This window comes from Paenibacillus sp. JT22N7, assembly GCF_059383875.1.
In genome coordinates, this window is record NZ_JBXENY010000002.1 from 781,609 (window position 1) to 795,186 (window position 13,578).

The 13,578-nt window shown below is 54.2% G+C and carries 10 protein-coding genes and 1 pseudogene; all 11 read left to right on the top strand.

Features of this window, described 5'->3' with window-relative positions; translation table 11 throughout:
* The first annotated feature begins 2 nt into the window (after positions 1–2).
* Entirely contained in the window at positions 3–872 is an 870-nt protein-coding gene (locus AC50Y5_RS08250; RefSeq protein ID WP_494859750.1) for a PP2C family protein-serine/threonine phosphatase, read from the top strand.
* A gap of 33 nt (positions 873–905) precedes the next feature.
* A complete protein-coding gene (locus AC50Y5_RS08255; protein WP_494859676.1) occupies positions 906–2,789 on the top strand; it encodes a PP2C family protein-serine/threonine phosphatase in 1,884 nt (627 codons plus the stop codon).
* Positions 2,790–2,843: 54 nt separating this feature from the next.
* The gene (locus tag AC50Y5_RS08260) at positions 2,844–4,136 is read left to right on the top strand and encodes a normocyte-binding protein (RefSeq protein WP_494859678.1); all 1,293 of its coding nucleotides are present in this window, start codon (positions 2,844–2,846) and stop codon (positions 4,134–4,136) included.
* Positions 4,127–4,822 carry a hypothetical protein gene (locus tag AC50Y5_RS08265; RefSeq protein ID WP_056039312.1) on the top strand — a complete coding sequence of 232 codons (696 nt, stop codon included), beginning with the start codon at positions 4,127–4,129 and terminating at the stop codon, positions 4,820–4,822. The genes AC50Y5_RS08260 and AC50Y5_RS08265 overlap by 10 nt, the downstream gene beginning before the upstream one ends.
* A 24-nt stretch (positions 4,823–4,846) precedes the next feature.
* Entirely contained in the window at positions 4,847–8,386 is a 3,540-nt protein-coding gene (locus AC50Y5_RS08270) for a molecular chaperone (protein WP_494859680.1), read from the top strand.
* 73 nt (positions 8,387–8,459) lie between these two features.
* Positions 8,460–9,350, top strand: a complete 891-nt coding sequence (locus AC50Y5_RS08275; RefSeq protein ID WP_494859682.1) for a DNA and RNA helicase — start codon at positions 8,460–8,462, stop codon at positions 9,348–9,350.
* A gap of 43 nt (positions 9,351–9,393) precedes the next feature.
* Positions 9,394–9,969, top strand: a complete 576-nt coding sequence (locus tag AC50Y5_RS08280) for an RDD family protein (RefSeq protein ID WP_494859684.1) — start codon at positions 9,394–9,396, stop codon at positions 9,967–9,969.
* Between the two features lie 105 nt (positions 9,970–10,074).
* Positions 10,075–10,674, top strand: a complete 600-nt coding sequence (locus AC50Y5_RS08285; RefSeq protein ID WP_494859686.1) for a hypothetical protein — start codon at positions 10,075–10,077, stop codon at positions 10,672–10,674.
* Positions 10,671–12,575: a contractile injection system protein, VgrG/Pvc8 family gene (locus tag AC50Y5_RS08290; RefSeq protein WP_494859688.1), complete on the top strand. Its 1,905-nt coding sequence runs from the start codon at positions 10,671–10,673 to the stop codon at positions 12,573–12,575. Before AC50Y5_RS08285 ends, AC50Y5_RS08290 begins: the two co-directional genes overlap by 4 nt.
* Positions 12,572–13,282, top strand: a complete 711-nt coding sequence (locus AC50Y5_RS08295; RefSeq protein WP_494859690.1) for a hypothetical protein — start codon at positions 12,572–12,574, stop codon at positions 13,280–13,282. The genes AC50Y5_RS08290 and AC50Y5_RS08295 overlap by 4 nt, the downstream gene beginning before the upstream one ends.
* Positions 13,282–13,578: pseudogene (locus AC50Y5_RS08300) on the top strand (hypothetical protein); the annotation flags it as partial. The gene AC50Y5_RS08295 and the pseudogene AC50Y5_RS08300, both read left to right, overlap by 1 nt.

Genomic DNA, 13,578 nt, shown 5'->3' on the forward strand with positions numbered 1-13,578 from the left:
CGATGATTATGATGAGGCTGATGGATATTCCTCCGGTCATTATATTGCTGGCTTTTCTGGCTGTTATAGCAGCGCTGCTGCTCATTCGGCGGCGCCTGCTTGTAAACAGCCTGGCGGAAGCGGAGCCCGCGCATTCCGTACAGGAGCTGCCAATTGGCAACGGCCAGACGATTGGCGCAAGAAATGAACAGGATGATTATTTTGCCAGTGCCGAGACGCCGCAAGGGGTTGTAGCGGTGCTGGCCGATGGGATAAGCGGCCTTTCCAACGGCCGGATGGCAAGTACGGTGGCGGTCACAACTTTTATGCGGCAATTTATGAATGTCTCCGCTGAGAAGGAGATCGTCCCTTTTATTTCTAAGGCAGCGAGGCTTGCCAATAGTGAAATTTTGCGGCAGCTGGGCGGTGCAAGCGGCGGGACGACGCTGGTCGTTGCGGTAATGCGCGGCCTGAAGCTGTATTGGGGCGCGGTGGGCGACAGCATTTTGCTCATCTACCGAAATGGCGATTTCATCCCGGTTAACCAGAAGCATACGTATGCAACGCTGCTGGAGGAACGTTATTTGTCCGGCGAGATTTCCAAGGAGGAAGCACTGGCGAATCCTCAGCGCAAGCAGCTCATTAACTATTTAGGCTATGAGGGCTATCAGGAGATGGAAATCGGCGAGAAGCCTTTCGAGCTGCGGCAGGGCGATAAAGTGCTGCTGTGCAGCGACGGTCTATACAATACCTTGTCGGAGGTGGAAATGGAGGAGGCGCTGAAAAAAAGCCAGAGCCCCCATGAAGCAGCCGAATACATGATTGAAGCGATCGAGAAAAAACGTTTGGTCAATCAGGATAATGCCACCGTCATTGTGCTGGAGGTCTGGTGATCGGCGGCAAGCGACAAGGATGCGGAGGTACAGATGAGAAAGGAAAACAGCAGCTTCAAAACGGATTTCCTGTCGGAGGCAGGGACGTTTATGGAAAATCGGGATTATTTTGCTTACGTCGAGCTGGATGACAGAGCCTGCTGGATTGTCGCGGATGGCTGCGATAACGATGTCGAGGTCCGCAGCGCCGAAATGGCAGTGCAATGCCTGCTTGAAAACTTCACGCATAGGCCGACAATGTCAAAGCGCAAGCTGGAGTCTTATTTGCAGGAAGCGCAGGATTGGCTTCGCCTCGAAAGCCGGCGCGTACGGCTGAAGGTGAGCTTAATTATGGTCGTTACGGATTATACCCGCATCGTATGGGCGGTAGCGGGTAACGCGCGGTTGTACCATTTTCGCGGTGGTAGACTGATTGGGCAAAGCAAGGATTTGTCTTTAGCACAGGCGATGGCCGATCGCGAAAGCATTTCCGCCTATAAGGTGGATCGTCACGAGGAGCGCCACAATTTGCTGCAATACGTCGGCAAGCCGGAAGGCTTAGAGCCGTTTATTTCGAAAAAGACGGCGCTAAATGACGGCGATGTGCTGCTGCTCGTTACGCCCGGCATGTGGGAAAGCGTGGACGTTCCTGAAATGCTGGATTCGCTGGAGGATACAGAGGACCCGACCGCGCTCGTCGATACGCTTGAGGAAGTGCTGCTCAGCAAGCAGCAGCCAGTCATTGGCAATTATACGGCGGCCGCTGTCTACATAGATAAAGTGTACAAGGAAGACAAGAAAAAATGGAGCAAATGGGTGAAGCGGATTGCGCTGGTGATGATTCCGGTCATCATTGCGGCCGGCTTCGCTATTTATTATAAAAGCCGGACTGCGGCGCGGATGGCGGAAAGTCTTGCCAATATGCTGGAATATGAACAGACGGGCGACACCTACGTCGAGGAGCGCAATTATGCGCAGGCGCTGAAATCGTACAGCGAAGCCCGCGCTGAAGCGAAGAAGCTTAAGGATAAAGTACATATCGCCTTGTATGGCGTGAAATACAAGAAGGTCGATCTAATCGTCGCCGGAGACGGGTTTCTGAAGGAGGGCGATTACGAGAAGGCGCTGACGCAATACAAGAAGGCGAAGGAAGAGACGAAAAACGACGGGCTCTACGACCAGCAGGAGCTGGATCAGAAAATAAGCCAGATCGATGAATATGTCCGCATCGCCGCGATTGTGCAGGAGGCGGATTTGAAGGCCGAAGGGCAGGATTATTCGGCAGCGGTGCTGCTCTACAAGCAGGCGCGCAAGGCTGCGCTTAATGTGGGGTTTGTGGAAGGCGAGAAGGAAATCAAGACGAAGCTGGATGAAGCCGAGGCGAAAATTGCCGAGCTTGTGAAGGAGCAGAAGCTGCTGAAGGCCGAGAATTTGGAGAAGCGCGGCGACCGCAGCTTTGCCGCCGGCAATTATGAGGCGGCGATTGACGCTTATACGCAGGCACAGGCGATTTATCAGGAAATCGCGGTGCTGGAGCCGGTGCTCAAGCTGGAGCGCAGCATCGGCAAGGCGGAGGATAAGCTGAACCCGATGCCTAGCCCGGCAGCGGGCGGCGATGCCGGCACGGGGGATGGTGGCGGAGCGGGCAGTGCCGGAACGGGAAGCGGCAGCGAAGCGAATAGTGACGCTGGCGGAAGCAGCTCGGGCAGCGGCAATGCGAGCAGCAGCGCGGGCAACAATAGCGGAGCAAGCGGCAGCGGCGCAGATGCTAGCGGTGCAGGCGGCACCGCGAATAGCACTGCCGATGCGGGTTCGTCAGCCGGAAGCGGAGCGGGAACGAGCGGCGGTACGGTGGCAACTACCCCGGCGGCAACGCCAACGCCTACTTCGGTGTCGTCAGATCTGGAAGCAACGGAGCAGGCGAATACAACGGGCTAGCTGCAATAGCTAAGCCAAAGCAAAGCACAGCAGCCAGCAGGGAGGGAGAACGGAATGAAGGATATCATACAGGATCGGCTTAGCCGGATGGAGGATTTGGAGCAGCGAAAAATATTAAAGCAGCTCATGACCAGCATGTTCAACGGGGTCGTCGATTATCAGGAGAAGATGAACCGCGAGCTGGAGCAGCGCATCTTCGGAGAGCTGGGAGCCGGTGACGACAAAAATGATATTTTCGTCACCGTCTGCGCGCGGGAGGATATCGATCCGATCCATGATTTTTTGTATCCGATGCTGCCGGGAGACGCCAAACAGCCGGAAATTCCGCTGCATGACATTATTGCAGGCCTAAGCCGCAAGCAGGAGTGCAAGCTGCTGACAGTGTTTATGGAATGCAGCTATCCCGAGCTGAATGAGCTGCTGGCACGGCGCCGTATTTTTCAAGGGAAGATGGAAACGAATCGGGGGAGCTATGCAATAAGCGCCCGCGTGGAGCGGAGCCAGACGTATACGGGCGAGATCGAGCGGCTGTATGATGTTTTTCAAAAAAATGGCATAGCGTGGAAGACACTAAATCATCCTTACGCCTATAAGTTTATTGATCTCGTGCTGACCGGAAGCGACCGCATTCCGGAGGAAGACGAGGAGATTGTAGAAATTAGCGTCGATCTGGAGCAGTATGAGCGCTTTAAAAAACCGGATATTGTGCCGCTATGGAACATTGAGCGTCTGGAAATTCGCAACAGCGGCTTTCCGGTTCCGGCTGCGGACCGCATCAATTACGAGCATGTGCTGTCCTTGCACAAGACTGGAGCGGGTCACGGCTACCTGGTAGACGCCGATGAGCAGGATGTCCGCTACATCAAGCGTTCCGCCGAGGATTTGACGGTCGTCAGCCCGAAGGAGGCATCCGGCGTATGGAGTGTCTGGAAGCTGACCCAGCCTATTATGTCGCAGGTTGGCAAGCTTGATTATCCACTGTTCTCCAACCGCAAGCGTGAAGGCTTTATTGGAAAATATGCCCGCCAGCAGTCGGTGGCGGTGCGCGCAGTCAGCGAGCTGATGCGTCTCGTGCATTCCTTCGAGGCCGCGGATGCACTGGAGCTGGCAAGCGCCGAGGTAGATGGCAAGCCGCTCGGCCGCAGCGGGCAGACGTATGGGATGAATCCTTTCATCAGCGATAATATTCGCTCGGAATCGGGCAAGAAGCGGCTGAAGCTGACCTTTCGGGGGCGCGGGGCGACGCAGGCTGGAGCTGATTTTGTGCTGAATGATGTGATGAGTTTTATGGTATCTGAAATTCAAATGCATTTTCCGGAATACAGCTGTGAAGGAGAATGGGCTTGAACTACGTATGGGATTTAGTCATCAAAACCGAGCAGAAGGGGCTTGCGCGGAAAGGGCTTTATTTTACGCCGGCCAAAGTGTATTCGCCTTATATGGAGCTGAGCTTGCCCGATCTGAATGCGACGCTTGTGGATCGGGACATTGAGGTTAATGCGGATTACCGTTTTACCGATATTTTTGACGGCATGTTTGATTTGGATTACGAGGAATGCGCAGAGCTGAGAGTGGCGCTGTTCGATATTATGATGCACTTTCTCGCCGATGTGGATTTATCGCAGGGGATGAACCTGAGGGAATATTATATCCGGTTTATTTTGCGGGATATTGAGGACGGCCTGTTCGGCGACGAGGTGAAGCATGGGCTGACGCTGTTCACCCGCGACGAGCGGGAGGTTATTGCGGCCAATCTGCTGCGGCTTTATGAGACAGGCGAGGCGGTTTATCTATTGAAGGATACGATGCGCAAGCTGTTCAAGCGCTCGACGATATATGTGAATTGCGAGGAGAAGGACGAGCTGGTGTTTTACGTCGGGCAGAAGCGGACGGAGGCAGTCGAGGCGCGAATTGAGCTGGTGCGGCGGCTATTTCTGCCTGTACGGTTTGTGACCGAAATTTATTGGGAATATCATTTTGGCCTGCTTGATGTGGAAGAGACGATGCAAATCGACCGCATTGCGCTCTATTAGAGACGAAGGAGGAGGGCTGTCATTATGCGCAGCTATACCTATAAATTAACGAAGCCCGGTGCTGAAAATAACGCAGGAGCGCGGCCCCGCGACGAAGCGGCGGCGACCCGCGAAGCGGAGCAGTCCCGGGGCAGCTACGATGAAGGAGCCGCAATGGCTGGCGGGGACAAAAGTGCTGGAGGCCCGAAAGGCTACGGGCAAGGGAAAGTGCAAGGGCAAGGCCCAGCCCAAGGCGATCAAGGCGGGTATGGTCAAGGCGCGGGAAACAACGATGGTTATGGTCAAAGCCAAAGCCAAAACCAAGGTTATCCGGATGGAAACGGGCAAGGTGCTGGCAATCGTGGTGGAAACAGTGGATACGGCGGAAACGCTGGGTACGGTGGAAACGGGCAAAATCAAGGTCAAGGCGGCCGCGGCGGGAACCCTGATCGCTATATGGATGAAGCGGCGGCAGGCGGAAATGGCTATGGCCGTGGAGCGGCAGATGGCGGCCGTGATCTAGGCGGTGCAGGCAATAGCCGTGGGCAAGCAGGCGGTTATGGAAATGGCGGCTTGGATGATGGCGGCTATGGCAATGCCAATGGCAGTGCGAACGGAAATGGCAACGGAAATGTTAACGGTAACGGAAGGGCGGCTGGCAATGGTCCGGCGGCAAAGCTCGGCGGCAGCTACTTGGATAAAGAGGATGCAGCTAACACTGCTAATGGGAGCGGAAATGGGAGTAGTAATGCCCGTTATTCGAGTAACGGCGCAGGCGGCAGAGACGATATGCGGGGACCTTCGGGAGCATCGCGCCAGCCATCCGGCATGAGAACGCATTATACGCCGCCAGGAGCAAAAGGTCTCGGCCCGCAAGCTGGGCAAAATGCCCGTGGTGTAGCAGCAAGACGCTATTCGCTTGTTGAGCTGGAGCAAATGACGACGCATCAGCTGCGCAGCATTTGCCATCAGGAGCGCATCGTCAAAGGTGTTGTGGAGGCGCAGAGCCGCGAGGAGCTCGTTCGCATTGTGCTGAAATATCGCGGTGCAGATGAAAGCCTGTTTATTGATGAATATGAGGAGCAGGGCTTTGAGCGGCTCGAATATGCTTTGCAGCATTATTTAAATACGCCGCTGCGCGATGCCGCAAGCATCCACATTCCGGCGAAAATTACGATCTACAACGGCCTGCCGCTGGGTCGGCGGGATGGCTATCAGGTGCGTGCGCCTCATGTGCCGAGCGTGTGCGAATCGAATGTGCTTATTGTCAATGAGCAGGAGGAAGTGTGCGGAATTTTGCGTCTGGTAAAAGATGGATTAGAGCCAGGCGTCTTTATGCTGTGCGCAGATAAAAATACGGTGTACCGCCGGACGGCGAACCGCAATTACAGCCTGCTGCTGTTCCGCAAGCAGGATTCGGAATATTTATATAAAGCCTATTACAGCAATCGGCTGATGCCGCCTGCCAATTTGCATTACTGGCGCATGCCGGTGTCCGAGCTGGACATTCGCGAGGTGGAGCAGACGCAGGCGGTGCTCGCGATTGACTTCGGCACGTCGAATACGACGGCTGGCGCTTTTCTCGATTATGGCTTTATTGCCGAGCCGAGCAGCCATGATATTTTGAACGGCAAGCTGCGGCTGGGAACGATTAATTATGTATCCTTTGCCAAAACAGCTGAAGGCGATGTCGCTGGCGGGGACTTCCTTCATTCTGGCGGCAGTGGAATGGGCGTTGCGTCCACGGCTGGCTGGATTGAAATGCTGCCGACGGCGATTGGTGTGGCCGATTGCGCCGACATGGGCGATATCAAATACACCTATGGGTATGAGGCGATGCGCCAGCTCAAGCATAATGCGCATGCGGGGAGAACGAGCGTTTTTCTCGGGATGAAGCGTTGGGTGAATGGGATCGGCAAAATGGAGGAAGTAAGCGACGCAAGCGGCAATACCGCCGTGCTGAGACGGAGCGAGCTCATACGCGCTTATTTGCTCCATGTCATTCAGACAGCAGAGCATCAGTTCAAATGCCGCTTTAAGCATTTGCATTTTACAAGCCCGGTGAAGCTGAAAGAGCCGTTTATGGCGATGTTCCAGGAAGTGCTGCAAGATGACTACGTCATTGAAACGGAGCATGCGCTCGATGAGGGCATGGCGGTGCTGTACAACACGATAGCTGACCAAATCGAGCAGGATCGCTACATGGAAGGCGAGACGTTCGACGCGCTCGTTATCGATTGCGGCGGGGGAACGACCGACCTGTCCTCATGCCGCTTCCGCATTGAGGAAGGGCGAATCTCGTATAACATCGATATTCGCACCGCTTACGAGAATGGCGACACGAATTTTGGCGGCAACAATCTCACGTACCGGGTGATGCAATATATCAAAATCGTTTTTGCCGATTATTATGCCCGCGGCCGCGTCCTGACGGATCTCGATGAGCTGATCGGCATACCCGGCGCGGATTTATTCCGCCATGTGGATGAATATGGCGTTGCGGCGGTATATGAGCCGCTGGAGCAAAGGTATCGGGAAGCGGAGCGGGTGCTGCCGACGCGCTTCAAGCAGTATGAGAACCGGACGCGTGACGATTATTGGCGGGTGCGGCGCAATTTTTATTTTTTATGGGAGCTGGCAGAGGAGCTTAAGGTTGCATTCTTCCGGCGGACGAGCACGTTCCGCAGAAAGTTTGACATTGCGGAGCAGACGGCTCGCTCCGGGCGAATGGATCGCGCGGACAATGACCTCGAAGTGATGCCGATTGCCGGCTGGTGCTTGTCGCTGAATGAAGGCGGCAGGTTTACCGATCGCCATGACAGTCCGGATGCGGTGTTTACGGTCAATGAAATGTCCAAGCTGCTGCGAGCAGATATTTACAATATTGTGCGGGCGTTTTTGGAGGATTTTTATGAGGATGGCCGTTTGCAGCAGTATGCGATGATCAAGCTGACCGGGCAATCTTGCCGGATCGAGGCGTTCCGCGAGGCGCTGAAGGAATTTGTGCCGGGGCGCAGCATTGAGTTTGGGCTGAAAGCCGATGAGGCGGGCAAGGTGCCGGAGCTGAAGCTGGCGTGCCTGCGCGGGGCGATTCGGTATTTGACGGCGCGCAAGCTGGGCCAAATTCAGACGACGGTGACGCGGAGCGCGCCAGTCGTGCCGTATACGGTGACGGCCTATACGCATCAAGGCGGCGAAAAAGTGCTCATCAGCAGCATGGAGCAGCTTAGCCGGATGCGGGGCGCGGTGTCGCGGCCGATGCATGTATCGGAGGTCGCTTTCTATCTGAAGAGCGGGGACGACAAGCTGCAGCGCAAATACGTGTATGACAACAGCCGCAGCGTTTACAATGCCGCGTTATATGAAGAAATCGCCGCCTTGTACGGCGAACAGATTCCGCAGGAGGAAACGGATTTAATCGTGAATGGGGAAGTGAAATTTTTCGTCGTGACGGGCGAAAATCAATGGGGCTTCCACATCGTTCCCGTCGCCCGGACGCAGGAGCAGCTCTTGCTGGGCGAGAAGCGGCTGTTCACATTCGAGGATGATCTGTCGGAGCTGGATTTCTTTGACGGGCTGAAATAGATAGAGAAATAGATAAATAGAGAAGTGCCAGGAGATTAGAAGGGTGAAATAGACAGAAAGGAAGTGAGCGGGCATGTTTGCAGACCGCTATCCCAGCTTTCAGAAGGGCCGAATTCTAAAAACGGAGATGCTCAGCAATCTGCGGGATTACCCACGGCATATGTTCGATATCCAGTACAGCAGCTATTCGGATGGCATTATTTGCGGGGCCGAGGTGCTGGTGGGCGAGGAAACGCTGACGATCAAGCGCGGCATAGTCAAGCATGACGGCCGGCTGTTCAGTCTGGAGCAGGATTATGAGCTGCCTTATTCGGCATCGGGAAATGAGACGCTGATTAAAATCCGTTTCCCATCGGAGCCGAGTGTACGCAGTGATATTACGAGCTATGAGACGGAAATCGTGCTGGAGCCCGCTGGCCAGCTACGCGGGAACGAGCTTGAGCTGGGACGTTACAAGCTCAAGCCGGGCGCGAGGCTGCGCCAAAGCTATGAGGGGTTCCATGATTTGATCACCGAGTACAACACGGTGCAGCTCATTCATGTGGAGCATGCCGCTTACGGGCGCAGCACGATGGACCCGATCGTCATGCGCCTGTACGGAGAAGAGCTGCTGATGCGCAACTGCTCTGATCCGCATGACATTTCGTTTGCGATGCTGTGCCTGAATGAAGGAACGGTGGCGATGCCGGTCATTGAGCATTATGTAGCCGCAAGGCTGGGGCTGGAGCGCCGAGGCGTGCAGCGGGGCTTTCATATGGGAGCGAAAGGCGGCTCGGTCGGGGGAGCTCATTCAGCGGCTGGCCGAGAACGGATGGGCGATACGGGGAAATTCGATGACCCGACTCCAGTAGACCGGGACCAGCTGTATGGCCATTTGCGCCGAATACTTGGCAGCGTGCATCGCGGCGGAGCGGCGAAAGGCGATCTTCGCCCAGGCGGCATGCGGCGGATGCTAGTGGATTAAGGAAGTTCAAATACAGGAGAGATCAGACACAGGAGGCCATATTTTGGTTTATGCAGGTTTTTGGAAAAGGTTATGCGCGTATTACATTGATGCTTATATTATTACAATCATTAGCTATATAAGTGTGTTAGCCCTAATGCTCTTTTTTAGTGGTTTAAATGGGCTGTCGTTCTCTGAATTTACGGATAACAATGAAACGGATGGCTTTTTTATTGGGGTATTTCTATTGATTCCTTTCATTCTGATCGTAACTTGGCTTTACTTCGCGTTCATGGAAATGTCGCCCGCTCAAGGGACACTGGGGAAAATGGCTCTTGGCATCATCGTAACCGATGAGCGTTTTGAACGTGTGACGTTTGGCCGCTCGACGGGAAGATTTTTTGGACGAATCTTATCTGGACTGATTTTGTATATCGGTTTTCTTATTATTCCGTTTACAAGCAAAAAGCAGGGGCTTCACGACAAAATGGCAGGCACCTATGTGGTGGACAAGAAGGTGCTGCTGCTGGCCAAGCAGCTTGGATTGGATGTGCATCAGCCGCCGTTTGTGCAGTATCCGACGTATACCCCTATGCATCAGCCAGTTCAACCGCCGTTGGCGCCGTTTGGGAAAGAGTGAGCGAGCGCTCGTAACAGGCTCCCTCTTTTAACAAAATAGTAGATTAGAGACTTAGAAGCAGGTTAGTCCAAGAATAGGCTAGATGACTTGAAGGAGGACGACAAGTTGGAACATGCTGATGAGAAAATACTGAAATTGCTGCAAGAGATGGAGACATTGGAGCACCCCAAAACGATTCATGCCGAGAGCATTCGGATCGGGGTAGAAAACTACGTGTTTGAGCCTGTTTTCTTTTTCAACGAGCGTTTGTCGGTGCATCTGCCAAGCCAGTTTACGGATATGGATGAGCAATCTCGAAAAGCCAAATATCCGTATGAGGAGCGTCCTGAGATCATTAAGGCAAATGCGGATGGAAGCATTGCTTTTACACTGAAAGTTGTGGATGAGGACTTAAGCGATCCATGGGTAGATGAGCTTACGAATGGCATGAAGGGCATGGTTAAACGGGCGAATCCGTCGAATGTTTTTTATACGACAGAGGTGGAGGAAATCAATGGGAAACGTATTGGTTTCTTCGACTTCAAAAGCTCGGCGCTCGACGGCTACCTGTATACGATTATGTTCTTCCTCGCGCTGGACGGCCAGGCGGTTATTGGGTCTTTCACATGCCCATACAGTCTGTATGCCGATTGGCGGGAGATTGCTTACCAAATGCTGCAAAGTATCCGGGTATACGAAGAAGCAGAGGAAGAGGTGCAAGCATGAGTGAACGTACAGAAAGACCGGCAGAGCGAGTAGGACGTATGGAAGCACGCGGAGCAAAGCAGGAAGCTGGTGGCATGGATTTTATGGCAGGCCATGCTGCGGCAAGGCCGATGGCTCGCAAGGAGCTAGTGGAAGGAAGAGCGGCTAGACCTCAGGAACAGGCGGAGGGGATGGAAAAACACGAAGCTAAACCATCGGCTCAAATGGGGAGTGCGGATCATCGTGAGGCAAGGCCGTCAGGCCATGCAGAGCGTGCGGAGAGTCGTGCTGCAAGACCATCAGGTCAAGCCAAACATGTGGAGAAGCAAGAAGCACACTCAGCAGGCGCAATGGCGCGCATGGGAAGCATGGCATCTAGTATGTCAGGTCTAATGGAGCGTGCGAAGGGCCGTGCAGAAAGACCGGGGGGACGAGCGGAGCGCCCGGAAAGTATGAGGATTCATCCTGCCGCAGCCACCGCCACCGCTATGAGAAGCGAGAGTGCAAGCAGCCAAACGGCCCACCCGATTTACACCCTCGCAGATATCTATATGACCGAAAGCCCCTATGAGCAAATCACCGCCCTGACGATCGTAAAAGAAGTGAATGAGCATATCCAGCTGACGCTGAGCGGCATCGTGCCAGAGAGCAAGCTGGATGTCTATATCGAGCGCATCTCGGACAATGAGCCGATTGAAGTCTATACGCAGACGGAGGAGAGCGGCAAGCGGACGCTTTTTCACGGCATCATTACGAACGCCCGCATTCAAGTGGTGCAAAACGTGCGCACGCTGACGATCGAAGCACAAAGCCGCACGTTCCTGATGGATCTCAAAAAGGAAACGCGCTCCTACCAAAACGGGCAGCAAACGTATGAGCAGATTTTGAACCAGCTGGCGTCGGATTATCCGAATGCGAATGTCGTCGATGAAGCTTCTAAAGGCAAGGCCATAGGTGGCCTAATCATGCAATATCTAGAAACCGACTGGGCGTTTGCGAAGCGGCTTGCATCGCATTTCCATATGCCGCTGCTGGCGATTAGCGCGATGCCGGGCATCCGTTTTTATGCGGGCGTGCCGGAGGCGGGCGGCGAGGTCGTGCTGACAGAGACGAACTATTCGATCCGTAAGGAAATGGGCGTCTATAAGCAATTGGCTGAAAATAGCAAAGCGAGCTTTACCGAGCAGGGCCGGATGATCTATGAAGTGACGAGCCATACTGCCATTGAACTGGGCAGCGCCGTTCAATTTCAGCGTCGCTCCTTGTTCGTATACCGGGTGGAAGCGCGCACGGAGCAAGGACTGCTCGTCTACCATTACGATCTTCGAGAGCGGGAAGGATTTCGCTGCGGCACCCGTTATCTGGAGGAGATTACGGGTATTTCGCTATTCGGCACGATTGCTGGTGTGGAGAAAGACAAAGTAAAGCTGAAGCTGAAAATTGACGGCGGCGGAGCAGATACGTGGTTTCCGTATTCGACGGTGTATTCATCGCCAGACGGGAGCGGCTGGTACTGCATGCCGGAGATCGGCGATGAGGCAAGGCTGTATTTTCCGGATGCAGAGGAGAAAAATGCGTTTGCAGCGAGCTCGGTTGATGTCGCATCTTCGGATACGACGAAGCGCAGCGACCCGGCGGTGAAAAGCATCAGCACGAAATATGGCAAGCAGATTGTGTTCCAGCCGGGCGCGGTAGAGATTATCGGAGGCGGGCAGATGCTGATGCGCCTGACCGATGACGGCGGAATCGAGATCAACAGCGATAAGAAAATTATGCTCACGGCTGTGGAAGATATTGAGATTACGAGCGAAGCGAACATTTTGATCCAAGGAGAGACGGGCATCGATTTGAAGCAGGGCGACGCGATGCTGACGGTGCAGGATGAAGTGACGCTGAGCGGCGGAAAGGTCAACATCGTATGAGTCAGGTGATGACGCGGGAAGAGGCGCTGGCTGACTTTTTGGAGCGGCATGTGTTTGATCGGTGGCAGGAGGATGTGCTGCTTGTGAATGAGTTTTACGAGGAGCATCAGGAAGCGATTGATGCGGAGCTGACGAGAGCGTTTGAGGCGTTATGCGTGCGGGCAGCGGAGCTTCAAGCAGCGGAAAAACAAGGGAAGCTGAAATATATCTACCTCTCCTATTTACGCACGAGCATCATGGAGGGCCATTGTACGTATCGGATGGATGCGTATGATGAACGCTGGCTGATGGATGCGTCAGGTTGTGCGGTGAGTTGGGAGCCAGCGTTTCTGTTCGCTCCGATGTTTGAGCGAGTCAAGCAGCTGGAGCCGGAGCGAGTCGCTTACGCACGGAAGGTCACGATCATGGATATCGATGACATTCGCCAGCTGGAAGCAGAGAAATGCCACACGCTGGCGGTGGAATACGTGCGTGGGCAGTTGGAAAAGCTGATCGAGCTTGAAGCCTTCACCACACTTGCAAAGGCGGAAGGCTGGGCGATTGCAATGGGGGAGTACCGCGATCAGACGGAAATATTGGCGGAGGATGGTCATGGCGTGCGCGCACTGGATAAGCCTGGCGAAAGCGAAAGCGCGGAAGAAGAGCTTCCAGAGCAGGGTGAGGGGCAGCGTCAAGAGCAGCAGGATGGAAAGGACGGTGCGTCCTGATGGACTATTTTGTACTGAAGCAAGATAGCCGCTACACGAGTACGCCGATGCTGGAAGGGTTGAGGGAGAAGCTGGACATGCGGGATATGCATACGGCGACTTCGTACCGAATACCGGACAAGCTGCTGTTCCAAGTCAAGGGAGAGAAGGACAGCGTGTTTACGGATGTACTGGATCGGCAGCTCTTTTTGCTATCGGATGGATTGAAGCGGTTAGTAGAGCTGTACGAGCCGAGAGCGGTATACAAGATGGTCATTTTGATGCATATGTTGACGCGTCGCCAGAAAACGTATTAT

What these genes read in the sequence shown, in the direction of transcription:
- AC50Y5_RS08250 (WP_494859750.1), top strand. Translation starts at nt 3, where the DNA reads ATGATTATGATGAGGCTGATGGATATTCCTCCGGTCATTATATTGCTG.
- AC50Y5_RS08255 (WP_494859676.1), top strand. Translation starts at nt 906, where the DNA reads ATGAGAAAGGAAAACAGCAGCTTCAAAACGGATTTCCTGTCGGAGGCA.
- AC50Y5_RS08260 (WP_494859678.1), top strand. Translation starts at nt 2,844, where the DNA reads ATGAAGGATATCATACAGGATCGGCTTAGCCGGATGGAGGATTTGGAG.
- AC50Y5_RS08265 (WP_056039312.1), top strand. Translation starts at nt 4,127, where the DNA reads ATGGGCTTGAACTACGTATGGGATTTAGTCATCAAAACCGAGCAGAAG.
- AC50Y5_RS08270 (WP_494859680.1), top strand. Translation starts at nt 4,847, where the DNA reads ATGCGCAGCTATACCTATAAATTAACGAAGCCCGGTGCTGAAAATAAC.
- AC50Y5_RS08275 (WP_494859682.1), top strand. Translation starts at nt 8,460, where the DNA reads ATGTTTGCAGACCGCTATCCCAGCTTTCAGAAGGGCCGAATTCTAAAA.
- AC50Y5_RS08290 (WP_494859688.1), top strand. Translation starts at nt 10,671, where the DNA reads ATGAGTGAACGTACAGAAAGACCGGCAGAGCGAGTAGGACGTATGGAA.
- AC50Y5_RS08295 (WP_494859690.1), top strand. Translation starts at nt 12,572, where the DNA reads ATGAGTCAGGTGATGACGCGGGAAGAGGCGCTGGCTGACTTTTTGGAG.